This is a genomic window from Acrocarpospora catenulata, assembly GCF_018476525.1.
Lineage (GTDB): Bacteria > Actinomycetota > Actinomycetes > Streptosporangiales > Streptosporangiaceae > Acrocarpospora > Acrocarpospora catenulata.
In genome coordinates this window covers 1-24,540 of sequence record NZ_JAHCST010000042.1, presented here as the reverse complement: position 1 = coordinate 24,540, position 24,540 = coordinate 1, and the positions used below count along the sequence as shown (strand labels likewise).

The 24,540-nt window shown below is 66.3% G+C and carries 24 protein-coding genes and 1 pseudogene; 14 read left to right on the top strand and 11 right to left on the bottom strand.

The features are described from left to right. Positions 1-177: 177 nt before the first annotated feature. From KIP79_RS31595 to KIP79_RS31585, 3 genes are read right to left on the bottom strand one after another with little or no spacing between them, the layout of a single operon-like run. Positions 178-1,365 (bottom strand): acyl-CoA dehydrogenase family protein, encoded by a 1,188-nt coding sequence (locus KIP79_RS31595; protein WP_214108614.1) that lies wholly within the window; start codon positions 1,363-1,365, stop codon positions 178-180. Between the two features lie 23 nt (positions 1,366-1,388). Beyond that, positions 1,389-2,648, bottom strand: coding sequence for an acetyl-CoA hydrolase/transferase family protein (locus tag KIP79_RS31590; protein ID WP_214108613.1), 1,260 nt, complete (start codon positions 2,646-2,648; stop codon positions 1,389-1,391). Between the two features lie 60 nt (positions 2,649-2,708). After that, positions 2,709-3,254 carry a MaoC family dehydratase gene (locus KIP79_RS31585; RefSeq protein ID WP_214108612.1) on the bottom strand — a complete coding sequence of 182 codons (546 nt, stop codon included), beginning with the start codon at positions 3,252-3,254 and terminating at the stop codon, positions 2,709-2,711. Positions 3,255-4,022: 768 nt separating this feature from the next. Between KIP79_RS31585 and KIP79_RS31580 the strand changes: the two genes are divergently transcribed. Together KIP79_RS31580 and KIP79_RS31575 are read left to right on the top strand one after the other, a co-directional pair. After that, the gene (locus KIP79_RS31580; protein ID WP_214108611.1) at positions 4,023-4,694 is read left to right on the top strand and encodes a hypothetical protein; all 672 of its coding nucleotides are present in this window, start codon (positions 4,023-4,025) and stop codon (positions 4,692-4,694) included. Further along, on the top strand, positions 4,687-4,992 hold the full coding sequence (locus KIP79_RS31575) for a hypothetical protein (protein ID WP_214108610.1): 306 nt from the start codon (positions 4,687-4,689) through the stop codon (positions 4,990-4,992). Before KIP79_RS31580 ends, KIP79_RS31575 begins: the two co-directional genes overlap by 8 nt. 411 nt (positions 4,993-5,403) lie before the next feature. On the opposite strand, the gene KIP79_RS47580 is transcribed toward KIP79_RS31575, so the two are convergent. Both KIP79_RS47580 and KIP79_RS47575 read right to left on the bottom strand, forming a co-directional pair. Further along, the gene (locus tag KIP79_RS47580) at positions 5,404-5,931 is read right to left on the bottom strand and encodes a hypothetical protein (protein WP_250214145.1); all 528 of its coding nucleotides are present in this window, start codon (positions 5,929-5,931) and stop codon (positions 5,404-5,406) included. Further along, positions 5,916-6,885, bottom strand: a pseudogene (locus KIP79_RS47575) (AfsR/SARP family transcriptional regulator). Before KIP79_RS47575 ends, KIP79_RS47580 begins: the two are co-directional and overlap by 16 nt. A gap of 257 nt (positions 6,886-7,142) precedes the next feature. Here KIP79_RS47575 and KIP79_RS49740 point away from each other — a divergent pair. The 7 genes from KIP79_RS49740 to KIP79_RS31535 all read left to right on the top strand — a co-directional run bounded on the left by KIP79_RS49740 (position 7,143) and on the right by KIP79_RS31535 (position 14,076). Next, positions 7,143-8,441 (top strand): cytochrome P450, encoded by a 1,299-nt coding sequence (locus KIP79_RS49740; protein WP_214108609.1) that lies wholly within the window; start codon positions 7,143-7,145, stop codon positions 8,439-8,441. Positions 8,442-8,624: 183 nt separating this feature from the next. Beyond that, a complete protein-coding gene (locus KIP79_RS31560; protein WP_214108608.1) occupies positions 8,625-9,380 on the top strand; it encodes an SDR family NAD(P)-dependent oxidoreductase in 756 nt (251 codons plus the stop codon). A gap of 105 nt (positions 9,381-9,485) precedes the next feature. Further along, entirely contained in the window at positions 9,486-11,135 is a 1,650-nt protein-coding gene (locus KIP79_RS31555) for an FAD-dependent monooxygenase (protein ID WP_214108607.1), read from the top strand. Continuing rightward, a complete protein-coding gene (locus KIP79_RS31550) occupies positions 11,132-11,494 on the top strand; it encodes a cupin domain-containing protein (protein WP_214108606.1) in 363 nt (120 codons plus the stop codon). The genes KIP79_RS31555 and KIP79_RS31550 overlap by 4 nt, the downstream gene beginning before the upstream one ends. Beyond that, positions 11,491-12,495 (top strand): ABC transporter substrate-binding protein, encoded by a 1,005-nt coding sequence (locus tag KIP79_RS31545; RefSeq protein ID WP_214108605.1) that lies wholly within the window; start codon positions 11,491-11,493, stop codon positions 12,493-12,495. The genes KIP79_RS31550 and KIP79_RS31545 overlap by 4 nt, the downstream gene beginning before the upstream one ends. A 10-nt stretch (positions 12,496-12,505) precedes the next feature. Further along, positions 12,506-13,282: an ABC transporter ATP-binding protein gene (locus KIP79_RS31540; RefSeq protein ID WP_214108604.1), complete on the top strand. Its 777-nt coding sequence runs from the start codon at positions 12,506-12,508 to the stop codon at positions 13,280-13,282. Beyond that, positions 13,279-14,076, top strand: coding sequence for an ABC transporter permease (locus tag KIP79_RS31535; protein WP_214108603.1), 798 nt, complete (start codon positions 13,279-13,281; stop codon positions 14,074-14,076). The genes KIP79_RS31540 and KIP79_RS31535 overlap by 4 nt, the downstream gene beginning before the upstream one ends. Before the next feature lie 4 nt (positions 14,077-14,080). On the opposite strand, the gene KIP79_RS31530 is transcribed toward KIP79_RS31535, so the two are convergent. From KIP79_RS31530 to KIP79_RS31520, 4 genes are all read right to left on the bottom strand, one after another. Next, a complete protein-coding gene (locus KIP79_RS31530; protein ID WP_214108602.1) occupies positions 14,081-14,986 on the bottom strand; it encodes a LysR substrate-binding domain-containing protein in 906 nt (301 codons plus the stop codon). 300 nt (positions 14,987-15,286) lie between these two features. After that, the gene (locus tag KIP79_RS31525) at positions 15,287-15,475 is read right to left on the bottom strand and encodes a hypothetical protein (protein WP_214108601.1); all 189 of its coding nucleotides are present in this window, start codon (positions 15,473-15,475) and stop codon (positions 15,287-15,289) included. Beyond that, positions 15,472-15,603 (bottom strand): hypothetical protein, encoded by a 132-nt coding sequence (locus tag KIP79_RS48680; protein WP_256447540.1) that lies wholly within the window; start codon positions 15,601-15,603, stop codon positions 15,472-15,474. The genes KIP79_RS31525 and KIP79_RS48680 overlap by 4 nt, the downstream gene beginning before the upstream one ends. Before the next feature lie 34 nt (positions 15,604-15,637). Next, positions 15,638-16,153, bottom strand: a complete 516-nt coding sequence (locus KIP79_RS31520; RefSeq protein WP_372453723.1) for a hypothetical protein — start codon at positions 16,151-16,153, stop codon at positions 15,638-15,640. Between the two features lie 431 nt (positions 16,154-16,584). On the opposite strand from KIP79_RS31520, the gene KIP79_RS50215 reads away from it, so the two are divergent. From KIP79_RS50215 to KIP79_RS31505, 3 genes are all read left to right on the top strand, one after another. Beyond that, positions 16,585-17,298, top strand: coding sequence for a tyrosine-type recombinase/integrase (locus KIP79_RS50215; RefSeq protein ID WP_372453725.1), 714 nt, complete (start codon positions 16,585-16,587; stop codon positions 17,296-17,298). Between the two features lie 176 nt (positions 17,299-17,474). After that, positions 17,475-18,059, top strand: a complete 585-nt coding sequence (locus tag KIP79_RS31510; RefSeq protein ID WP_214108599.1) for a DUF6461 domain-containing protein — start codon at positions 17,475-17,477, stop codon at positions 18,057-18,059. 588 nt (positions 18,060-18,647) lie between these two features. Further along, a complete protein-coding gene (locus tag KIP79_RS31505) occupies positions 18,648-19,526 on the top strand; it encodes a pPIWI-associating nuclease domain-containing protein (RefSeq protein WP_214108598.1) in 879 nt (292 codons plus the stop codon). Between the two features lie 634 nt (positions 19,527-20,160). Here the strand turns inward: KIP79_RS31505 and KIP79_RS31500 are convergent. Both KIP79_RS31500 and KIP79_RS31495 read right to left on the bottom strand, forming a co-directional pair. Further along, positions 20,161-22,710 carry a hypothetical protein gene (locus tag KIP79_RS31500; RefSeq protein ID WP_214108597.1) on the bottom strand — a complete coding sequence of 850 codons (2,550 nt, stop codon included), beginning with the start codon at positions 22,708-22,710 and terminating at the stop codon, positions 20,161-20,163. Positions 22,711-22,723: 13 nt separating this feature from the next. Next, positions 22,724-22,897: a hypothetical protein gene (locus KIP79_RS31495; protein WP_214108596.1), complete on the bottom strand. Its 174-nt coding sequence runs from the start codon at positions 22,895-22,897 to the stop codon at positions 22,724-22,726. A 46-nt stretch (positions 22,898-22,943) separates the two neighbouring features. Between KIP79_RS31495 and KIP79_RS48675 the strand changes: the two genes are divergently transcribed. Together KIP79_RS48675 and KIP79_RS31490 are read left to right on the top strand one after the other, a co-directional pair. Further along, positions 22,944-23,069 (top strand): hypothetical protein, encoded by a 126-nt coding sequence (locus KIP79_RS48675; protein ID WP_256447539.1) that lies wholly within the window; start codon positions 22,944-22,946, stop codon positions 23,067-23,069. 376 nt (positions 23,070-23,445) lie between these two features. Continuing rightward, positions 23,446-24,072: a hypothetical protein gene (locus KIP79_RS31490; RefSeq protein WP_214108595.1), complete on the top strand. Its 627-nt coding sequence runs from the start codon at positions 23,446-23,448 to the stop codon at positions 24,070-24,072. The last annotated feature ends 468 nt before the right edge of the window (positions 24,073-24,540 follow it).

Sequence of the window (24,540 nt, the reverse complement as noted above, 5' to 3'; positions counted from 1 at the left end):
GGTTTGGATCCACCGTGCCGAAGTGACACCGACGCTGTGAAATCGGGGGAGTCTCTACGCTTCCGAACGCGACCATCCACCAACGATCAGTTGTAGCCGGACGTGGAGGAGCGCCCGTGTTCTGGTTGTCTTCGGCGGTTGGCTTGGTAGCCGCTCGGTGAGCACGATCGTGAGCGTTCAGTAGGAGCGGGGCAGTCCGAGGACGTGCTGTCCGAGGAAGGCCAAGATCAGGTTGTTGTTGACAGGGGCGACCTGGTAGAGGCGGGTCTCGCGGAACTTTCGCTCGACGTTCCAGGTGTCCACGAACCCGTTGCCGCCGTGGATGTCCAGGCAGACGTTGGCCGCCTGCCAGCTGGCCTCGCTCGCCAGGAACTTGGCCGTGTTCGCCTCAGCTCCGCTGTGCCGCCCGCTGTCGAACAGGGCGGCTGCGCGGGTGCGCATCTGGTCCGCCGCGGCGACCTGGGTGTAGGCGCGGGCCAGCGGGAACTGCACGCCCTGGTCGGCCCCGATGGGGTGACCGAAGACGTCACGCTTCCTGGCGTAGGCGATCGCCCGGTCGAGGAACCAGTACCCGTCGCCGATGGCCTCGGAGGCCAGCAGGATGCGTTCGGCGTTCCAGCCGTCGATGACGTAGCGGAATCCATGCCCCTCCTCGCCGATCAGGCTGTCGGCGGGGATCCGCATACCCTTGTACCAGACCTGGTTGGTGGCGTAGTTGAACATGGTGCGGACCGGTTCGACGACCAGCGCGCCGGGCTGCTCCTCGCGGATCTGACGCAGGTCGACGAGAAAGAGACTGATGCCCTCGGTCCGTTCAGCGGGGTCCTCCGCCAGTGGGCGAGTGCGGGCCAGCAGCATCAGAAGGTCCGACTGGGCGATCCGGCTGGTCCAGTTCTTGTGGCCGGTCACCACGTAATCCTCGCCGTCGCGCACCGCCATGGTGTGGATCCGGGTGGTGTTGGAGCCGGCCTCGGGCTCGGTGATGGAGAATGCCTGCAGCCGCAGCCTGCCGGTCGCGATCTCGGGCAGATAGCGCCGTCTCTGCTCCTCGCTGCCGTGCCGCAGCAACGGTGCCATGGTGTACATCTGGGCGTGGCAAGCGGCGGAGTGCCCGCCGGAACGGTTGATTTCCTGCAGGATGATGCTTCCCTCAGTGACCCCCATCCCCAGCCCGCCGTACTCCTTCGGGATGAGGACCGACAGATACCCGGCCTCGGTGAGGGCGCGTACGAACTCCTCCGGATAGGCCCGCTCACGGTCGCGGGCGCGCCAGTATTCGTCGCCGAAACGGTCACAGAGTTCGCGCACCTCCGCGGATAGCCGCTGGTGGGCGGTGTCGGTGTCGAGAATGGCGATATCGTCCATGCCCGGTTCCCTCCTGGACGCGTTCAGTGCAACAACCCGGCGTGGCGGGCCTCGTGGGTGAGCCGGTCGCGATGATCGGGGTGGGCGATGGCGATCAGTGCGGCCGCGCGCTGGGAAATGCTGCGGCCCCTCAGCTCGGCGATGCCGTACTCGGTGACGACGTGGTCGATGGTGTTCTTCAGCGTGGTGACCGGGGTGGCGTGGCCGAGTTGGACCTTGATTCTGCTCGTGCCGTCGCTGGTGGCCGCGTGGGTGACCAGGAACGCCTGCCCGCCGTCGGAGTACATGGCGCCGCGGGCGAAGTCAGCCTGCCCTCCCGAGCCCGACCAGTAACGACCCGCGATGGTTTCGCTGGCCGCCTGGCCCATGAGGTCGATCTCACTGGTGGCGTTGATCGACATCATGGCGGGTTCGCGGGCCACCACTCGTGGGTCGTTGACCCAGTCGACCGGCAGCATGGCCACCGACGCGTTGCCGTCGAGCCAGTCGAAGAAACGCCGGGTGCCGATGCAGAAGGTGGCGACATGCTTGTTGCGTTGGTGCTTCTTACGCGTACCGGTGACGACGCCTTGTTCCGCCAGGTGCATGACGCCGTCGGACATCGCCTCGGTGTGCACGCCCAGATCGCGGTGCCCCGCCAGCTCTGCCAGCAGCGCGTTGGGGATGCGGCCGACGCCGATCTGCAGGCATGCCCCGTTCGGCACGCGCTCGGCGACCAGTTCCGCGATGCGCGTGTCCCGGTCGTCGGGTACGGCCGGCATCGTCTCCTGCAGGGGATAGTCGGCGACGCACCAGCCGGCGACCTGGCTGACGTGGATCTGGTTCTGCCCGAAAGTGCGTGGCATTCGCGGGCTGGCCTCCAGGAAGAACGGCACCTCACCGATGAACGCGGCCACGTAGTCGGCATTGGTGCCCAGGCTGAAGTAGCCGTGCTCGTCCGGCATGGTCGACGCGGCCAGGACCAGGGAATGCCGGGTGTACTCGCGTAGCAGCAGGGGCACCTCGCTGAAGTGCGCCGGAACGAGCTCACACGTGCCGTTCCAGTACGCCTGCCGACATCCCGGCCCCAGGTAATAGCTGACATGGGTCAGCCGCCCTGGGTATTTGCCGTTGATATAGGGGCGTTCGCGGGCGGGATCCATCTGATGGATCCGAACACCGGTCAAGCGGTCGGCGTGGGCCTCAAGAGCGTCAATGACAGTATGCGGTTCGCCGTGGTGGATCGGCACGATCAGGTCCGCGCCGTCTCGTACCAAGTCCAGCACGTCGGTCGGTACGTTCATGACACCTCCTGATGGACCGCAACTGCTGTCGTGTCGCCGATCCGAGCCACGATCTGGCCCTCATGGCCCCTGCATCGCCCGCTGCGCACGCTCGTCCCACACCGGCTGCACAGCGGTCACGTCGGGTCCGTGACCCCGTCGGTAGATCATCATGGTGCGCTCGAAGATGATGACGATCTCACCACGCTGGTTGAAACCGATAGTGCGGACCGTCACGATGCCCACATTGTGGCGCGAGCGCGACTCCCGGACGGACAGCACCTCCGACTGCGAGTAGATCGTGTCGCCCTCGAACACCGGGTTCGGCAGCCGCACCTTGTCCCAGCCGAGGTTCGCCATCACGTGTTGCGAGACGTCCGTGACGCTCTGACCGGTGACCAGGGCCAACGTGAACGTCGAGTCCACCAGGCGCCGGCCGAACTCGGTCTGGGCCGCATAGTGCGCATCGAAGTGCACCGGCATGGTGTTCTGGGTCAGGAGGGCCTGCCATACGTTGTCCGTGGCGGTCACTGTTCGCCCCAGCGGATGCCGGTACATGTCGCCCACGGAGAAGTCCTCAAAGTAGCGGCCCGACCACGAGACCCGCTCTGCCGATTCGGTGGTCATCTCGACCTCCTCTTCGATCGGCTTCCTCCCCAGACTGCTACCCAAGGCGTTTCGGAAGGCTTTTGGCCCGTGTAGCTATTTGTGCGGATTTATTCATTCGCTGAGTACGTCAATGCATTCGCGGACAAGGAATCTCGGTCTCACTGCTGTCAGCTTGGTCGGCACCTTACCTCTGGCTATCTGCCGATGACGCGGTCGACGTCGATGAGCAGGTGTTCGGGTCCGCGCAGGTTCGGTGGGCGCCGGTACGGCGGCGGATCGACCACGAGTCGTGGCCCGGCCAGCCGGCGGGTGAGCTCGGTGAGCGCGATCTGCGTCTCCAGCCTGGCCAGCGGCGCGCCGAAGCAGTAATGGATGCCGCCGCCGAATCCCAGATGCCGGTTGTCGCGCCGATCGGGGTCCGTGCGGCAGTGCGAAGCATCCCTTCTGCGGTGAGACTTTGCTGCTGTCCGGCTATCTGGGCGACTGGAACTTCGAGGTCCGCGGTGGTGGTTGTAGAACTGACCCCACGGCAGCCGGGAGGGCGTGGTACCGCGGTGATGGGTGGCCGCGTATTGTTGATGGCGGCGCCGTCCTGCGCCCAACTCCCGGTTCCGGTGCTCACGCCGCCGGTCATGCGGGAGCAAAGGGGGCTGGAGCCCTTGGGACGCCGGTCATATACGCCCCTTTCCGGCGGGGTCGCACGAGCGTGAGTCGTGGGTCGCCGCCGTGGACAGGGAGCAGATGATGACGGCGCGAAGGTCTTTCAAACGGCTCGTCCGAACACGGATGGCCAAGACCGGTGAGAGCTACTCCGCAGCACGTGCCGCCCTGCTGGCGACCGGCGGGCGGACGGGGTCCGCTGACGGCGCGGCGACCAGTCCCGCGTACCGCGAGGGTCCTGTGCTGGCGACCTCCGACGCGGCCATCCGGGAGCGGACCGGGCGTGGCTGGGAGGAGTGGTTTGATCTGCTCGACGGCGCGGGGATGGATCAGCGGCCGCACCGGGAGATCGCCCGATGGGTCGCCGATTCGCTGGGCATCGTGCCGCTGGCGTGGGCCGCGCAGGCGGTCACAGTGAGCTACGAGCGCGCTCGAGGCGGACGCGCCGTCGGCCAGCGCGCCGACGGCTTCGCCATCACCGTGACCCGGACCGTGAACGCCCCCGCCGACCGGCTCTTCACCGTGTTCGCCGACCCCGCCGAACGTCAACGCCGACTGCCCGGCGCAGACCTCCGCGAACGTGCCGCCACCCGGCCACGATCCGCGCGCTTCGACTGGGCTGACGACGGAACCCGCGTGAACGTCACAATCGTCGCCAAAGGCGAGACCCGCAGCACGGTCACCGTCGAACACGCCCGGCTCGCGAACCCCGATGAGGGGGATCGCATGAAACGGTGGTGGCGCGAACGTCTCACCACCCTCGCTTCGGCCATGAACGCCGGTGGTTGCGATGCCTGAGTTCGTGCTGCTTGTCGTGGCCGCGGGTACTGCGACGTTCGTCCTGGGCGGGTTCTACTACGCGATCCTGGGCGAACGACTGGCCGCTGCGGGAGGAACCACCACCACCATGAAGCCGTGGATGTTCGCGGCCGAGGCCGGGCGTTGCCTCGTTCTGGCCGCCGTGGTGTCCGGGCTCGCTATCCATCTCCAGGCCGGCGGTTGGATCGGTGGCCTGACTCTGGGCCTGGCTCTGTGGCTCGGCTTCCCGGTGGTGTTATGGGTGGGCGCCATCGTCCATGAGAGCACGTCCGGCTAGCCGTGATCCACGCCGGAGATTGGCTGATCAAGTTGTCGGCGCTTGGCATGATCGCCGGAGTTTGGCTGTAGGCCGGACACGATCGGATGCCCTTGCGTTCAAAGGCGTTGCAGCGGGCGTCGTAGAGGCAAGGGAGGTGGCGTTTTGCGTGTCGTTGTCGTCTCGGGATCCTACTTAAGACGCATTTGGCACGGCCACCCGCAAACGATCATTTCTAGCCGTACGCAGCCGGACGTAGAAGAGCGTCCGTGGCCTGAGTTTTCCCAAGTCACGGGCGCTTTCGTTGGGTGCCCCCGGTAGGGCACTGCACAGATGGGCAGCGCCACGACGTGCGGTTTTCGCGTCAAGCACTCGTGATCACGGATCAGTTTCAGATCGGGGACACCTCGTAGGGTCCTTTGTAGGCTGCGATCAGCGGCCGAAGGTACCCCGAAGCGGAGCTTCGCCGCTGCCGTCTACTCCCGGCACGCCTTGCATGCCGCCCTTCGCTCCGCCATGGGCGCACTGCTCTTCACCAGCCACGACCGCGCGCAGCGTCCGGTGCCGCGCATCGGCGGTGCGGCTGCCCCGCGACAGCAGCCCGAAGCGGTCGTTGAGCCTTGCCGCGAGCTCCTCGACGTCGAGCGTGCGCAGTCGCGCCGCCGCCAGCTCGATCGCGAGGGCCAGCCCGTCCAGCCCGTCGCAGATCCGCCGTACGGTCGCGGAGGCGGCCTCGTCCACGATGAAGCCGGGCCGTACGGCGGCCGCCCGGTCGGCGAACAGCCGCGCGGCCGGATCCGGCGCGAGCGGGCGGACCGGCCACAGGCTCTCACCGGTGATGCCGAGCGGCTCCCGGCTGGTCGCCAGCACCCGCAGCAGGGGGCAGCGTCTCAGCAGCCGTTCGGCCAGCGCCGCCACCGCGTCGACCAGATGCTCGCAGTTGTTCAGCAGCAACAGCACCGGCGGCTGGTCCAGGCGGCCACCAGCCGCGACTCCGGAACGGCCTGCCCGGCGTGGAAGCCGCTGTCCCGCAGCCCGAGCGCGCCGAGCACGGCGGCGGGCACCTCCGCGCCGTCACGCACCCGGGCCAGCTCCACCAGACACACTTCGAGCGCCGTCCCCGCCACCGTGTCCGCCGCCTCGATGGCCAGGCGCGTCTTGCCTACGCCACCGGCGCCCACGAGGGTGACCAGGCGGGTCCTGGCCAGCAGGTCGGCGACCGCCGCGAGGTCGTCCGCGCGTCCCACGAAGGTGGTAAGCCGGGCGGGGAGCCCGGGCGCGGCCGGCTCGCCGCGCAGCAGCGAACGGTGGATCGCGGCGAGTTCCGGCCCGGGGTCCGCGCCGAGCTCGTCGGCGAGCGACCGGCGGATCTCCTCGAAGACCATGAGTGCCTCGGCCTGCCTGCCGTCGGCCCGCAGCGCGCATGAGCAGGCCCCCAAGCCGTTCCCGCAGCGGATGCGACGCGGTCAACTCCCGCAGCTCCGGTACGGCCCCCCGATGCCCGCCCTGCCGGAGCTCCGCCTCGATCCGGTCCTCCAGCGCGCCGAGCCTGCGCTCTTCGAGCCGCGCCGCCTCGGCCCGCGCGGACCCGGCGTCGGCAGCGTCGGCCAGCGCGGGACCGCGCCACAGGCCCAGCGCCTCGCGCAGCGACTCCGCCGCCCGCGCGGGATCGCCCTCCGCCAGAACTCGCCGGCCTTCGTCCGCCAGCCGCTCGAACCGGTACGCGTCGACCTCTTCCGGCCCTGCCGCCAGCCGGTAGCCGCCGGGCACGAACTCGATCTCGGCCCCCGGGTTCAGCGCCCGCCGCAGCCGCGACACCTGCGACTGCAGGGCGTGCGCCGACCCGTCGGAGAACCGCTCGCCGTACAGATCGTCGATCAGCCGCTCGGAGGACACCGCCGCGCCGGCCCGCATCGCCAGCAGCGCGAGCAGTCCCCGCCGGGCCGGACCGCCGAGCGCCACCTCGCTCCCGTCGTCACGCCACGCCCGCGTGACACCCAGGATCTGGAACCGCATGGCACACATCATCCGCAACCCACACGAAAGCCGCCACCGGCTCGATGGATCGAAGCCATCGATGAACCCCATTGATAAAAGTCGTTTCTGGAGATCGATCCCGCGTACATACGCTGGTTCAACACCGCGCTGCCAGGAATGCCGTCACATCGGAGGTGGCGTCCGTCATGACCAGTTGCCCAATCCGCTTTGACCCGCTCTCACCGGAGCAACTGGCGGATCCGTATCCGCTTTACGCTCGGCTGCGACGTGAGGCCCCGGTCTTCTACTCCGAGGCGCACGGGCTGTGGGTCGTCAGCCGGTACGAGGACGTGCTCGCGGTCGTACGCGACACGGAGACCTTCTCCTCCCAGAACGCGGTCCGTGCCTCCGTGCGACCGCTTCCGCAGCCGGTGCTGGACGTCCTCGCCACGGGCCGGCCCATGGCGCCGACGCTCACCGACAGCGACGGGCAGGTTCACCGCAGGCTCCGCCTGCTGGTCAGCAAGGCGTTCACCCCCAAGCGCGTCGCCGAGCTGGAAGGCCGCATCCGGGAGAACGTCGACGCTCTCATTGACGAGTTCGCCGGCGACGGCCGCGCGGATATCATCGAGAGGTTCGCGTGGAATCTTCCGATGTTCACCCTCACCGACATGCTCGGTATCCCCCGCGACGACATCCCCACCCTGCATCGGTGGAGCGTCAGCTGGTTGCGCATCCTGCAGGCGACCGACGGCGTCGAGGAACTCGTCACCCGCGCGCACGACGTCGTGACGATGCAGCGGTATTTCATGGACGCGCTTCAATCGCGGGTGGGCAAGGCGGGAGAGGACCTCATGTCGAGCCTGCTGGACGCCCGCGTGGCCGATGGCGAGCCCATCAGGCATGAGGAAGCCATGCGCGTGACGATCAACCTCCTCATCGCCGGACATGTGACCGTCACCCGCAGCATCGGCAACGGTCTCACCACATTGCTGGCGCACTCGGACCAGCTTCAGGCCGTGCTGAACGACCCGGACCTGGTGCCGGCCATGGTGGAGGAGATCCTGCGCTTCGAGTCACCCGCGCAGGGACTTTTCCGTACCGTCCGCAAGGACACCGTGCTCAATGACGTGGCAATCCCGGCCGGCGCTCACCTGATGGTCCACTGGGCGTCGGCCAACCGTGACGAGCAGGTTTTCGGCGAGTCCGACGTCTTCGATGTCACCCGCGACTCCATAGCCACCCACGTCGCCTTCGGAAAGGGAGTCCATGCCTGCCTGGGCGCCCCGCTCGCCCGCCTGCAGTTGAAGATCGCGTTACCCCGGCTGTTCGAGCGGTTGCCGAATCTCCGCATGGCCGCGGGCGAGGACACCGCCGTGCGCGACACCATCTTCTTCGCGCGCGGCTTCAAGAGGCTCGAGATCGAATGGGACGTGAAAGACAGCCCGGGCTGTCCTGAGCTTATCGATCACAGCGATGACATCCATCGATGACAATCGTTTCCGGTGCTTCCCCGTCGTCGCATAGGTTCACCGCAGGGCACATTTCTCAGCTCGCCAGGTAAACGCTTCCGGATCATCGGTTGAGCGACCGGTACAGGTCATTTCGCTGCACGCACTTCGCTGTACGCACAGAGCGTCGCACGCATGCGCTTTGGCAGGTTCTTGGAGAACGCATTGAACAAGCCGAATGGTGAAGTCGTCATCGTCACCGGTGGTGCCAAGGGCATCGGCCGCACCTACTCCCACGCTCTCGCCGCCGCCGGTTACCGGGTGGCCATCGCCGACATCGCCGACCCCTCCGACACCGTCACCGAGATCTTGGACAACGGCGGCGAGGCCCTCGCGGTCGACGTCGATGTCGCCTCGCCGGAGTCGGCCGAGGCGATGGCCGGGCAGGTGGCCGAGAGGTGGGGCCGCATCGACGGCCTCATCAACAACGCCGCCTACTTCACCGCCGTCCGGAAGGCGCCGTTCGACGAACTCACGGCCGAGGAGTGGGAGAAGGCGTTCCGCGTGAACGTTCTCGGCACCTGGCTGTGCTGCAAGGCCGTCTTTCCCGTCATGCGCGAACAGGGCTACGGGAAGATCATTAACACGTCCTCGATGGTGGTGCCGACCGCGATGCCGATGTTCCTGCACTACGTCGCGTCGAAGTCGGCGATCGTCGGTCTCACCCGCTCCCTCGCCCACGAGGTGGCTCAGTACGGCATCGCGGTCAACACCATCTCGCCGTGCTACGTGCCCCACGACGCCTCGTACGTCGCCAGGCAGGACGACGCCATGGGCGCCGCGATCATCAACGAGCGGGCCTTCAAACGCGAGATGACCCAGCACGACCTGGTGGGCACGATGCTCTACCTGATCGGGCACGGCTCGGACTTCGTGACCGGCCAGAACCTCTTCGTCAACGGCGGACGCGCCTTCACCTGAGAGAGGCGTCGTCCGCTACAGCAGTTTGGGGGAATCGGTGATTGGTCTGACGCAGCGGGCCGACTGGTTATGCGACTGCCGGGCATTCGGGAGAGGCGTCGGAGCATGAGAGCCAGGTTCGACGCCACCGGGGAGACCCTTTCCGTCGCGGTGGTGGGCGCGGGCCCGGTCGGCCTGATCACCGCCCTCGGACTGACCCGGTACGACGTGCCGGTGGCCGTCTTCGAGGAAGACGACCGGCTCTCGCTGGACACCAAGGCTGGCACCGTGCTCACCCGCACCCTGGAGGTGCTGCACCGGTACGGGGTGCTGCCCGACGTGCTGCGCGCCTCGCTGCGTATCGACGAGATCGGTGAGATCGACCGGGTCACCAACGAACCCACGCTGAGCGTGCGTACGGGAGACCTCACCGAGGACACCCGCTTCCCCTTCGTCATCAACATCCCCCAGCACCAACTCGAACCGGTCCTGCGTGACCGCCTCGTGGCGCGTGAGCTGGCGACCCTGCACATGGCGCACCGGCTGACCACCTTCGAACAACACGACGACCACGTCGAGTTGACGTTCGACACCCCGGACGGCGAGCGGCACGTCAAGGCCCGCTATCTACTGGCCTGCGACGGCGGCCGCTCGCGGGTGCGTGAGCGGCTCGGTATCACGGTGGAGGGGCACACGCTCGACGAGCGCTACGTGCTGGTCGACCTCAAGGTGGATCTGGATATCGCCAACCCGCGCGACTACCCCTACCTGGCCTACTTCTCCGACCCTTCCGAGTGGGTGGTCCTGGTCCGTCAGCCGCACTGCTGGCGCTTCCTCTACCCCCTGCCCAAGGAGGCCGCCGAGCCGACGTACGAGGAGTTGCGCGACAAGGCCATCCGGTTCATCGGTGAGGTCGAGGGCATCGAGGTGCTCGGTACCAACCTCTACTCCGTCCACCACCGCGTGGCCGGGCGGTGGCGTGCGGGCCGGGTGTTCCTCATGGGCGACGCCGCGCACCTGATCACTCCGATGTGGGCGCTCGGCCTCAACACCGGCGTGCTCGACGCGTGCAACCTGCCGTGGCGGCTCGCCTGGGTGCTGCGCGGCTGGGCGGAGGAGTCGCTGCTCACCGGCTACGAGGTGGAGCAGGCCCCAGTCGCGATCAAGGGTTCAGGCCAGATGGCCGAAGCGGCCCGCGCCGCCATGAGCCGGCAGGGCGAGGCCGTCACGGCGATGACCGACGGCAACTGGGGCAACGCGTTCACGCGCGGTCTGCTCGGGGTCCGCCTCGACGTCGACGGCACCGGCGACTGGTCGATGGTCAGGACCGGTTCGGCCCCGCTGCCGGTACGCACCGGCGACCGCGCTCCCGACCTGCCGCTCTTCGGCCCCGAAGGGCCGGTTCACCTGCACGATCTCACCGCCGAGTCCTTCGTCGCGCTCTACTTCACCGACACCCGGCGACGCCCGCGGGTGCCCGCTCAGGACAGCCCCGCACTGCGGCGTTTCGCGGTCTCCCGCTGGGACGCGCCGCACGACTCAGGGCTGCGTGAGCGAGCCCTGTTCGACCCCGCCGACCGGGTGCGCCGCCGGTTCGGCGTGGACACCGACACCCTTGTCCTGCTCAGGCCCGACGCGCACGTGGCCGCGATCCTGCCCTTTACTTCCACGTCGGATGAGGACGTCGCCGCGGCCGTTTATCAGCGCATCACCGGATGCGCTCCGATCCGTTTCGAGGAGTTCGAGGAGTTCGAGGAGTTCGAGGAGAAGGCATGACCAGCGCCAAGACCGTGCCCGGCCCCGACGGGCAGCCCGTCGAACTGGGCCCCGTCGGCCAGGAGATCGTTTTCGAGAACGAGCAGGTGCGGGTCTGGGAGATCGAGCTGGAGCCCGGCCGGTCGCAGCCGTGGCACCACCACCTCAACCCCTACCTGGTGATCGCCCTGGAGACGGCGGACAACCGCATCGACTCGATCCACGGGGGTGACCCGCGTCTGGTGCACGAGCCCGTCGGGGGAGTTGTCTACCGCGATCCCGGCGAGATCCACATGCTCACCAACCGTGGCGAGGACCGCTACCGCTGCCGTCTGGTCGAACTCAAGTGCCTGGGAGAGAACGACAAGGAGGAACAATGAAGGCCACCTGGTTCACCCGCATCGCCGGGGCCGCCGGCGTCGTGCTCATGGTCGCCGCGTGCGGCGGCGGAGGAGGCGGCGACGAAGGTCAAGCCGCCGACACCGTCCGCTATCTGACCTCGTTCAACACTTTTGGTCGCGACGCGTACGCCTATGTGGCGCTGGAGAAGGGCTACTTCAAGGACGCAGGGCTCAACGTCGACATCAAGCCGGGCACCGGCACCGTCGACGCGATGAAGCTGCTGGCCGGTGGCCGGGCCGACTTCGGCATCGGCGACTTCACCGGCACGCTGATCACGATGGCCAAGGAGAAGCTGCCCGTCATCGCCGTCGGCATGGTGCACCAGAACTCGTTGGCCGCGATCATCGCGCTGGAGGAGGGCGGGATCAGAACGCCGAAGGACCTGGAGGGAAAGACCATCGGCGACCAGCCGGGTTCCACCGTCCAGGTGACCTTCCCGGTTTACGCCAAGGCCGCCGGCGTCGACGCGTCGAAGGTCAAGTTCGTCCCGGGCGCCCCGCCCGCGTTGCCGCAGCTGCTGGCGAGCGGCTCGGTGGACGCGATCGGCCAGTTCGTCGTCGGCCGAGGGCTCATCGAGAAGGCCGCACAGGGGAAGAAGGCCGTCGTCCTCCCGTACGGCGAGGTCCTGCCCGACCTGTACGGCAACGCGTTGCTGACCTCGAACACCATGGCCAGGGAGAAGCCCGAGGTGGTCAAGAGGTTCGCCGCCGCCCTGTTCAAGGGCCTGGAGTACTCCATCGCCAACCCCGAGGAATCCGGCGAGATCCTCAAGAAGTACCAGCCCACCCAGAACGCGGAGGTCGCGGCCGCGGAGGTACGGGCGATGGCTCCCTACGTCACCGCGCAGGGCCAGACGATCGGCGCGGTCAGCAAGGCCAAGGTCGAGGTGAACATCAAGCTTCTCACCGATTCGGGTGCGATCCCGGCCGGAATGACTCCCGAGCAGGTCATCGACCTGTCCCTGACGCCGCAGGGCTAGGCGAGGCGGCATGATCAAGCTCACGCACGTCTCGCACGTCTTCGCCGGACGTCAGGGTGAGGTCCACGCGCTGGACGACATCACCCTTGAGGTGCGCCGCAACGAGCTGGTGACGCTCGTGGGCCGCTCGGGCTGCGGCAAGTCGACCATGTTGCGGATGGTCGCCGGGCTGCTGCGGCCCTCGTCGGGAACGGTCACGGTCGCCGGTGAGCTGGTGGGCAAACCCCGGCAGGATGTCAGCTTCATGTTCCAGCGTGCGGCCCTACTGCCGTGGCGTACGGTGCTGGACAATGTCCTGCTCCCAGTGGAGATTCTCCGCCTGGACCGGGCGGCCAAGCGCCGGCGGGCCCATGAGCTGCTGGAACTCGTCGGTCTCGCCGGTTTCGAGAAGCGGCTGCCGCACGAGTTGTCGGGCGGCATGCAGCAGCGCGCGTCCCTGTGCCGTTCGCTGATCCAGGATCCCCTCGTCCTGCTCATGGACGAGCCCTTCTCCGCGCTCGACGCGCTGACCAGGGAGGAGCTGTCGATAGAGCTGCAACGCATCCGGATGGAGCAGGAGATGACCATCGTCTTCGTCACCCACTCCATCGAGGAGGCGGTGCTGCTCGCCGACCGGGTGGCGGTGCTCAGCCCCCGGCCCGGTCGGCTCCGCAAGATCATCGACGTGGACATCCCACGCCCGCGCACACTCGGGCGCAACGCGTACGCGGACCGAGTCGCCGAGGTCAGCGCCGAACTGCACGAGCTGTTGATGCCGGCGCCGATGGCATCGGAGGGCGCCGGATGACCGCCGTGCCGCGGACGCGGCGGATCGGCTCCAGGGCGACGCGGCGTCTGGTGGACTGGGGCCTCCCCGTCATCGCCCTGGTCGCCCTGGTCGCCCTGTGGTGGCTGGCCACGATCGTCTTCTCGATCGAGAAGTTCCTGGTGCCCGCGCCGGACGACGTGATCGAGGCCTTCGTCGGCCAGTCCGGCTTCCTCTTGGAGCAGACCTGGGTGACCCTGCTGGAGACGGTGCAGGGGTTTGCGGTCGCGGTCGTCGTCGGAATCTCCACGGCGATGTCGATCGCCAGTTCGCGGTTACTTGAGAAGATGATTTATCCGCTGCTGCTCGCGGTGAATGCCGTACCGAAGATTGCGATCGCGCCGATCCTTGTGGTCTGGCTGGGCTTCGGGCAGTTTCCGAAGATCGTCATGGTGTTCCTGCTCTGTTTCTTCCCGATCGTGATCTCAACGGCCACCGGCCTGAAATCCACTCCCGCCGAGCTGACCGAGCTGGTCCGCTCCTACGACGCCAGCCGTCTGCAGGTGTTTTTCAAAGTCCGTTTTCCGTACGCGTTGCCGCAGGTGATGGTGGGTCTCAAGACGGCGATCTCGTTGGCGGTCATCGGCGCGGTCATCGCGGAATTCGTCGGTGCCGACGCCGGACTCGGCTTCGTCATCGTGCAGTCGGGCGCGAGCGCGGACACCCCGCTGGCCTTCGCCGCCATGGCCCTGCTCGGCGTCATCAGCATCGTTCTCTTCTACGGTCTGAACGCGCTTGAGAAGGTAATTCTCCCGTGGGCGGAGGAGAATCGTTGAGAAATCAGATGCTGCGAGCCGTGTCGATGAGCCGGCGGCGGAGCCACTGGTGCGCGAGGTCGTCGTTGTCGCGAGGGTTCCAGTACATGGCTTCGTGGATGGCGCTCAGCGACAACGGATATTCCACGATCCGCAGCTGTGCCATGCTGACCAGTTTGAGAGCCAGACGTTCCGGCGCGATGGTGGCCAGCCGGGTTCCGGTGAGCAGGAGCAGCGGCACCACGAAGCTCTCCGTCGTCAGCTCCACCGGAATGTGCACATTCAGCGCCTCCAGATCCACGTTGGTGATCGGTGAGACGGTTCCCCCGCTGAAGGCGACGTACCGGAGTGCGGTGGCCTGTTCGGGTGTCACCGAATCGCGCACGTCAGGGTTGTTCCGATCGACCACCAGCACGTAGCGATCGGTGAACAGCGGCTCGTGGGGGAAGGGAAACTTCCGGTCGGCGAGCTTGGTCGGGATGATGACCATGTCGACCGCTCCAGAGCGGAGCTGGTCGGCGAAGTCGGCATCGACCGGACGCATACAGATTCGAATGTGCGGCGCCGTACCGGCGATCGATTCCAGCAGTGGGCTCAGGAGCACTATCGTGACGTAATCCGCCGCCATGATCGTGAACGCGGCCTTGTCCTTCGCCGGGTCGAAGCCGGGCGAGCGAAGTAAAACCGCCTCGGCGGCGCTCAGCGCCTCCCGCACCGGCCCGACCAGCGTATCGGCGAGCGGCGTCCGCTGCAGGCTCCGCCCTTCCCGCACCAGCAGCGGATCATCGAAATGTTTGCGCAGTCTCGCCAGTGAGGCGCTCATCGCAGGCTGCCCGACCGACGTTCGCTTGGCCGCCCGCGTGACGTTGCGCTCGGTCAACAGCGCGTCCAGCGCGACGAGCAGGTTGAGGTCGACACTTGCCAGGCTCATGAAGGGCTCCGGCCGCTTATCAGACAGATCGACAACTCTCCACGACGCTACCACTCCGTAAAGCGCGGCGCGCTGCACATCAGGCGCGAAGCGGTACTGGTCAGGAGGACGCTCTGGTGGCGACCGGAGAAGGGGGACGCCGTACTGGAGGAGCTGAGCGCGCACCGTGGACCTGGGACCAGGCGAGCACGGCGACCGTGCCGAGCACCGAGCCCGCGGTCATCAGTCCCCGGCCGCCGCGGGCGTCCAGCAGCTTTCCGACCAGAGGCGCGCAGAGCGCGGCGATGAGGATCGAGATGGTCAGGGCGGCCGCGATTGGGCGCTGCCGACGTGCAGGTCGCGGCTCATCGGGATGAGGAAGACCGAGAAGGCGTAGTACAGCACGCCGTAGCCGATGGTCTGGGTGACGGCCAGCGCGGCGACGATCCGCCGGCCGCCGGACAGACCTCCGCCCGAGACAGGAGCGGCGGTCTCGGAGACGGCGCTCATACGGCCCGTCCGGAGCTGCCGATGAGGGGGCAGCCTTTCAGATCCTCGTCCAAGCGGTTGGTGTCCAGCGAGCTATGGCCGCAGAGCAAGTCCAGCACCTCCTGGGCCGCGGCGTTCGCCTCGGACATCTTTCGTGCTCTTCCTTCCTGGTGTGCTTACGGCTCAGCCGCAGCAGCCGTCCTCGGCCGAAGCCGAGGCGGACACGGTCGTCAGCGCGAGCGGGGTGCTCAGCAGGCCGCCGCTGATCACGGTGGCCAGGCAGACTCGTTGCTCCTGGGCCTCGGCGAGCGCGGAGGAGCAGATACCGGTAGCGGGCAGGTCGAGCTGCACGTCGTGGGCCGCCTCCCAGTCGCCTGCCAGCGCGGCGGCCACCGAGCGGACCTGCTCGTAGCCGGTGGCCATCAGGAAGGTCGGGGCGCGGCCGTAGCTCTTGACGCCGACGGCGTAGTAGCCGGGCTCGGGGTGGGCGAGTTCGTCGACGCCGTGGGCGGGGACGGTGCCACAGGAGTGCTGGTTGGGGTCGATCAGCGGAGCCAACTGGCGGGTGGAGCCGAGGATCGGGTCGAGGTCCAGGCGCAGTTCCGAGGCGATGGCGTGGTCCGGGCGGTAGCCGGTCGCCGACACGATCCGATCGACGGTGACCGCCTGCTCGTGGCCGGAGGGGTCGCGGCTGACCACCGAAGCTCCGCTCCCGCTGTCCGCCGGTGCGCCCGCCATCGGCCCGGTAGCGGACCACCCAGCTGTGCGGGCATGTCTCCCAGCCTGATCGCCGACAGCAGCGTGGAGGCCTACGAGTCGGTGCTGCGGATCCACATTCTTCCCGCATTCGGCGGCAAGTCTCTCAGCATTGGTCCGCCGTCAGGACATCAAGAACCTGGTGACGGCCATGCGGCGCAAAGGCCTGGGAGCCAGCCGGATCAACTTAGCTCACCTGGTGGTGAACGCGATCTTCAACGAGGCGGTCCGTGACAAGAAACTCGCCGAGTCACCCTGCGTCCGCATCGAGCTTCCCGCAGTGGTGCACACGAAGGAGTTCATCCTTCCCGATCCTGATCGGTGGAGGCGCTCGCTGGGGGCTGCCTGCGGACTGGGCCGCGACGGTCTGGCTGATGCTCGGCTGCGGGCTTCGGATCGGCGAGGCGCTGACCGTGAAAAAGGGCCTGCCGCCTATCGGATGGCCGGACACTGCGGGTGCAGGAGCAGGTGGACACGAAGGCACGGCTCCGCCCGCTGAAGTTCCGCACAAAAGGCGAATACCGCGATGTACCGCTACCGCAGTACGTGTCGGAGGTGATCGACAAGCACCTCGCCGATCACGGGACGGCGCCCAGGGGTACCTGTTCGGGGGACGACGCAAGCCCCTGGTGACTCGCCGGACCTACCAGGAGGATTTCACACGCGCCGTCGCCAAGGCGGGGTTGCCGGCCGAATTCACGCCCCACTCGCTCCGGCACTGCTTCGCCTCAACCGCCCTGACCGCGGGAATCCCGATCACCGATGTGTCGCGCTGGCTCGGCCACCAAAGCATTGAGATCACTTACAAGATCTACGGCCATCTCGTCCCCGCAGCACGGCAGCGAGCTCGGGGATATCCTGGACGCCGCTCTCAGAACCGATGTCACAGGTTGGCCGTCCCGGTAGGAATCGAACCTACGACACCAGGTTTAGGAAGCGCACCCTCACACGTCCGCCGACAAGTCTCTGACCAGCGAATACGTCATTCGTGGTCGGCCTTGAGCGATCGGTTGGGCGAGCATTGGGCAGAGACACACTTGGGGCGAGATTTCCTCCAAGGCGGTAAGCCTGTGACCTGCCGGCTGTGATGGTTACGGTCGCCTTCTGATGGCTGCGGTCGGCCCCGGTGCGCTCCTACTGTCGTTGCCTCGACGAGCAGGCCACGGGGGGGAAATGCGAGCATGTACAGCACAGGCCGCGAGATAAGTTGATTGCGCTCCCGGGGCGGCACGTTTCTGTCGGTAGCGGCTGTCACCATGACGACATGATCATGCAGCCCATCGACGTCTCCTGGCTCTCCGGCGAATACGGCGAGGAGTGCTACGGCTTCATCTACCTCCGCACCACTCCCGAACAGGCCGTGGCTCGCCTCGGCGGCCACTACGCAGCCTTCGAACCCGCCCGCCTGCCTGACGAACCCGACAACTGGCCACGCCGGGGGGAACCCCTCGGAGTCGCCTCCGTAGGTGACTGGAGCATCATCTTCTACCCCGACTGGATCGGCATCGAGGAAGAACTGCTCACGCGGCTCTCCGAAGGAACTCGCCTCGTCTTCCACACCGCGCTCGGCGTCGAGGACACCGACGACTTCTACTGGTGCGAAGACGGCGAAATCAAATACCTCTACGGAGGCGACGACGCCTTCGTCATGGATCCCCCCGCCGAACTCGCCGACGTCATCGACGAGATCGACAAGCTCTACCCGTCGATTCCCCGCCTCTACAGAGGACCGGCGTTCCTCCTCATCGAACACCTGACCGGAATCAGGCCGACCGAGGAACTCCTGAAGGGCCTCACATTCAGGTGGGGCACCGTCCAAACCGAGGGAGAGCCCTCATCACACAGCTGAGCAGCCACGGAAAGGGGCCTTCCCGTACAGACAGGAAAGGGCCCCACCCGCCCCGGCCTCGGCAGACGACAGACCGGACACAGGCCACCGCCGTAACCCGCTTGGCTGCCACCGCGGCAACCCCGGCGACCGGCATCGTCGCACCCGGCCACTCACCCCGAAGTCGCCCGATCCCAGCCAACACCTGGTGGCGTATCGCGGGGCGCTCCGGTGGCGAAGGCGCCTCAAGCGAACCTTGGTACGTCCGTTTGGAACGGGGCGAACTGGGGTGCAGGAGGCCCAGGACGCAATCGTCCTGCGGCGTCGACAACGGGTGGGGACACGGGCACCGACATTGGCTTAGGGCGTGCAGGACGATTTGTACGTCGTGGGATGTCAGGCACGATCTGGTCGGTTGGCTACGCAGATGGGCAAATCGGAGCTTCTGGAATCGCAGGTGGTCCTGATTTGTTCGCTCACGCTCGATAGTGGGGGCCGGGCTGTCGGCCCGGAGAGCTATCCTGAGCGACGCAGAAAATAGGAAGGACCTCGGCGCTACCCGCCGTTTGTGTCGTACGTCTGGCGTTATCGTTGCTCGCGGAGGTTGAATTGCCACGAAAGGTCACCCCTGCCCAGTTCAAGCGCATGGTCGGCGACGCCAACCGTAAGCTGAAGCAGGCCGTCGACAAGTACAACCGCGACGCTGCGGCACACAACCGCAAGGTGAAGCAGGCCATCGACGACTACAACCGCGACGTACGCGCGTACAACGCGCGCGTGCGTTCCAATCGACAGCGGCTCAACACCGAGATCGCGCGACTCAACCGCCAGCGCTCGACGACCCGCTACGTCACGGTGCAGGCCTCCACCATCGCGCTGCACACCGCGTACTCCCACGTCGACGAGCAGTCCGCGCTGTGGAACGAGCGCGGGCAAGAGCTGGCCGACTTGGCGGAAGCCGAGACGGCCAACAGCGCGCATGTCGCTAACGCCCTTCTGGGCGAGACGGCCGCCGATGTGGAGGAGACCGAGGAAACGTCACTCAACGACGAACTGTCCGCTCTGTCACAAGACCTGCACAACCGCTGGGAGGGCGCCCTCTTCGCGATCAATCCGCGAAACCCCGACGCTGCGCGACACTTCTGCACCAGCGCTCGCGAGGTCATCGTGGAACTGATCAACATGAAGGCTCCCGACGCCGCAGTGCTGCAGGCCAAACCGAGCTGCGAGCGAGGACCGGACGGCAAGGCGGTTGCGCGGCGCGAGAAGATCGGTTACCTGCTCGATCAGAACGGTGTCGGCTACGAGGCCCTGGGCGACTTCATAGAGACCAACGTCAACGACGTGATGAACCTGTTCTCTCAGTTCAACAAGGGCACACACGGCACAGCAGGACGCTTCGACATCCCCACCCTTCGCACGATCAAGCACCGCGTCGAGGACTCGATTCGATTCCTATCCACACTGGTCCGCGGGATCGGCCGCTGACCCAGCCGTCAACGGCAACATCGGTCACAGATTCGAGGCCCTCGAACCTGACGCATGGCACGACCTGGCCACCTTGCGTACGCGAATCCTCGTACGTGGAAGCTGGTCTTGGCTCCGCAATTGGTCGGTGTCCGGGGGGATGGTCACTGCGGCTAACCGTTCGATCGGCCCAGGGCGAATCGTGGGGCGGCATTGGGTTAGGAAGCACGCATCCCCTGCGGCTCACGATGCGGTGCTGACCAGCCTAAACGCTCAGCTCATCTAGGCGGGCCTCTCCATTGGGCAGGTGTCAGATGGAGCCCTCGGCCGACATTAAGGTCCAGGGTCTTAAATGACCGCATTTGGCCAGATTTGGGTCGTGGGGACCCTGTCCAGAGGGATCAGGAGAGGCGCGGTGTCTTTGCACCTCGGACCTGCCGACCTAGCGAAAGGGGCGGAAGCGGTGGCGGTCGGGCTGGTGGGAAGGCTCGCGTTTGGACTCGCGGGCGCCGGGAGCCCGATGCATGTTCGGTGTCACGCTCGCGGCGGTGTGCGGGCGTGACAATGGCGAGTTGTCCACTTCTTCCGATAGGCCTGCGTGGCGGGACTGCGCGGGTGGCTGGCACCAGCTATAAAATTCCGCCATCGACAGACTTCACTCCGGAGCTGGTAACCCGAACCGCCGCACGCGCTCTGCCTCCTCCGCCCGGCCACTTTTCCGAAGAGCATCGACCAAGTGACGGGCAGCGGACGTGTCGCCTGCCAGGGCGCGGACCCGGAGTTCGTCAGCGTCGCCGCGTTCCCACAGCAGCTCCACCAGCTGGTCGCGGGCCTGTCGGTCGCCAGCATCGGCGAGGGCTTGGAGATCGTCGAGGTTCCCGCGTTCTCGCAGTAGCGCGGCCAGTTGGTGGCGGACCATCCAGTCGTTGGCGTTCTCGTCTGCGAGGGCTTGCAGCTGGTCAAGGTCGCCCTGTTTACGAAGCAGTTCGGCCAACTGTCGGCTGGAGACCCGGTGGCCAGCGTCGGAGTTAGTCTCAGCTACGGCTTGCAGCCGGGCAAAGTAGTTGCGTTTGTGCAGCAGCGCGTCTAAGTAAGTGCGGACGACCCAGTCGTCGGCTTTGGCGTCAGCGAGGGCTTGGAGGCCGTTTAGGTCATCGCGTTCGCTCAGCAGCTCGGCTAGGTGGTCGAGGGCGTACCGGTCGCCGGCGTCGGCGAGGGCTTGGAGCCGGTCGAGGTCGCCGCGTTCGTGCAGCAGCATGACCAGTTGTTCGTAGGCGTGCCAGTCGTTGGTATTGGCGTCGGCGTCGGCGAGGGCTTGGAGCCGGTCGAGGTCGCCTTGTTCGCGTAGCAGCTCTGCTAGTTGATCGCGAGCGTATAAGTCGCCTGCGTCAGAGCGGGCTTGGAGCCGGTCGGCGTCGCCTTGTTCGCGTAGCAGCTCTGCTAGTTGATCGCGAGCGTATAAGTCGCCTGCGTCAGAGCGGGCTCGCAGCCGGTCGGCGTCGCCCTGTTCGCGCAGCAGAAGGGCCAGTTGCTCGCGGGCGTGCAGGTCGCCTGCGTCAGAGCGGGCTTGGAGCCGGTCGGTGTCGACTTGTTTGTGCAGCAGAAGGGCCAGCTGTTGCTGGGCGTATAGACGGTGCAGGATATTCTCTGCGCCAGCCAGTTCACGGCCGGAGTCGGCGGCCGCCGCAAATAGTGGCTCGGCAAAGCAGTACAACAACCGACTCATCGCCGCATCTGCGGCGAGCCGCTGATCGTCAGCGTCGGTGAGATGGGTGGTCAGCGCCCGCCACAGCGACCCTGGCGCGATAGCCCAGCGGCGCTCGGCGCCAGCCTGCTGCTGAAGGTAGTCGGCAACTAGGTAGCCGTGGATCTGTCCCATCTGATCGATGGGGCCAGGCGGCGCGGTGGGGGCCAAGGCGGAGGCCGCGCCATTGAGAGTGGTGGTGGCATACGCCAGTGCGACCTCAAACCAGTTCGATGGTGCTGTCGCGCGCTGGCGCAGGGTGCAGTAGCCAGGCGCGGCCGCGCGCAGTAGGTCGGTGGTCAACGGTGAGCGGACGCCCAAGCGGGTGGCGTCGATTGCTGCGTTCAGAACTGCTGCGGCATAGGGGCCGGCTTCGGCGGCGGCGGCATTTCTCCATCGCTGGATCAGTTGTGGGGCAGCGGCGATGACCTGGGTCAACCCGTAATCGGTGGACTTTAAGGCCAAGGTGATGCGTGCATCGCCGGATTCGGCGATTTTTTGGGCACGGGCGCGCTCGGCAGAAGTGAAGTTGTCTGCGACGTCGATTACCTCGGCCAAGCCGACCAGTTCACGTTCAAGAGCGTAGGGATCGGGCTGGCCACCGGCTGGCCTGGTGGTGTAGGCGGTGTAGCGGTCCGGCCACAACGTGCCTACCAGTACCGCGCCGCTTGACATGAGGCGGCGGGCGGTCGCTGCGGTCAAGGCAGGTAGATAGCGCTGGAGTTCATCCAGCCATACCACCAGCCGCGCCGGACGCGCGGCTGCGGCCTTGGCAATGTGGTCAGCGCTGTCGGGGTGAAGCAGCCACCAGTCCGGCACTTCGGCGGTGATGGCCTCATATGCACAGCGGGTCTTGCCCGCCGAGGAGCCGCCGACCAGTAGCACCATCCCGCCCTGCCCGCTGTCGGCGGCAGCACGGATCAGGGTGCGGACACTACGGGGGCCGATGTCGATGTCACGAGAGATATAGGCGGGCAGGTCGGTGGTTGCGCCAGGCACGTCGATGGGTTTATGCACGCCCATGTGACGAGGCAGCCCCTGATGAACGTGTATCAGTCCCTCTAAGCCGTGGGAGGCGGGGGTCGCGTCGTCGGTGAGCGGTGTGGGCCGCGCGGGGCGGAGGGCGTGGGGGCGGCCGCCTGCACCTGTTCCCCGGCGGCGTTCGGTCAGCGCTTGTTGGCGCAGAGCCTCCCACGCAGCCGGAGGGGTTGGAACGTAGTCGGGTGCGGTGGTGCGGGTGCGCGCGGCCAGGTAGGTGATCACCCACTGAGCGAGTTGGGCGTTGGAGGGGACGTTCTTGCCGTTGAGCCAGTCGCTCCAGGACGTCTCTGACAGCTTCAGCGCCGGTTGTTGGGCGGCGGCTTGGCGCTTGAGTATGGCGCCGGTTGGTTTGCCCGCCGCCTGGTGAAGGGCGCGTAAAGCGGCCGCGTAGCGGGCCGTAGCGTCCTGCTGCTGATTCACACCGCGCTCCCACTCATATCCCTGCCGACGGCACCACCCCGGCCAGGAGAATCCGGATCCAGATCCGATCCGTACCGTAGCCGGAAAGCCTTTTGTTCACGCCCTTCGAGGTCACCAGCTTGCCCGCTGAGCAGTTGGCAGCAAGGGCGAACCGGAAAACCGTCCGTACCGGCTCAATCACGGTCAACACCCCGCACCCACTCGAGAGGCGGGGGTCACCGTGAGGAGCATCTATGATCAACCGACGACTCGACCGCGGCCTGGCCCGTATTGCGCTGATGGCCGCCCTACGCGGTCTGGCCGCAGCTCTGGCCGCCGCCCCGATCCAGCTGGCCATTTGGTGGATTACCCACCGCTAACCCACATCAGTGAACCTGGACCGCCGCCCACGATGCCGGGCAGCGGTCCAAGCCCCCGTCCGCTAGCCATCGGCCACGCCCCAGAGATCGGGCGTGGCCTGCTTCATCTTTCAGCCTTCCTGAACTCGCCGTGGATCAATCGGGGCTTTCGGGAACGGAAAACGACAAAAGACGTCTAATGTGAGAGATGTTCATTTATTCTCGCATCCCGGCTTGTCCTGGGTCGATGGCGGGCGGATGATCAGCTACCTTCCTCAGCTACCTGCGGTCCGCGCCGCTGAGCGCGGTCTTTGGCGATCACCGGGTGCCGGAGCGTCCCGCCGGAGGCTGCCCTTTGGACGGGCGTACAACCCGTTAGCTAAGTACCCTTGATCGTATGGACGCCTCCGTAGCGCAAGTTCTCACCGCACTTATTGGGATAGGTGGGACGCTTGGGGCGGCTATATTTACTCAGATATTTCAGCGCCAAGCAGAGCGTGAGCGACGAAATTTCGAGCGAGAGCGTTATTGGGTTGAGCAGAGATTTCAGGTATTTAAGTTGCTAGTGGCCGCGTCCCTTAAGATAGAAGAATTGGCGCTTGGCCCGAAAATCCCGTCCCGCCGTGTGTTTGATCAGCTTTATGGGGCAGGTTTTACGGAGTTTCACGATGTCCCGCCGGCAGGCGTTGCAGAGCTTATCTCGGCTACTGAGCTAAAGGGGTGGGAGGAAGGGCTTGATGTAGCCGTTGACTTGACGTTAAATAGAATGCCTGCTTTAGTCGGTGAACTTTTTCTTCTGGCTGATCAGCTTGTAGTGGACGCTGCTCGTGCCCTTGTTCGTGCCGCTGATGAAGTGGTGGATCGGATGATCACTTGTGATGGGGCCTATATTGAAGCGGTGCCTGAGCTAAGGTTGGTACGCGAGCGATTCCAGGCAGCAGTGCGTGCGTATCTAGGAGCGGCAGGAATTGCAGACCCTAGAGCGGCCAAGTTGTTGAGTGAACTCGGCAATGATGCGTCATGATGCTGCGCCCAGAGCCTGGCTGCGCGCTAGAACGGCGCTTGTACTGCACTTGGTCCGTAAGACCAATTCGGCAGATTTACGCGGTCAGTTCGGTGCGAGCCTGGTTGATCATCGCGCTCCACGCCGAACCCCATTGCGATGTTGCCACCAGTCTGTCGGTCCGGTGGGGAATCGTCAGCAGAGGGAGCGTCTGCACGCTTCCTGAGGAGCTCGGAAGCTGCGGCGTCACAGCCCGAAGGAGGAGCGAGCCTGGAGCTTCTTGTGAAGTCTCCTCCCATGCAGGAAACCCTATTTCCCCTTCATCGCCGTATGTGCTTCGTCACAATACGCAACATGAACAGCCAGGGCCCCGGCGTATCGAGGTTTCGTCCGGGTTTGGTTTCTCCGGTACCGCTGAGCCTGGGGCGCGGGCTGCGTACGGAGTGAAGAGCGGGGTAACGACTGGCCAAGCGCCCAACGAGGAAGGGC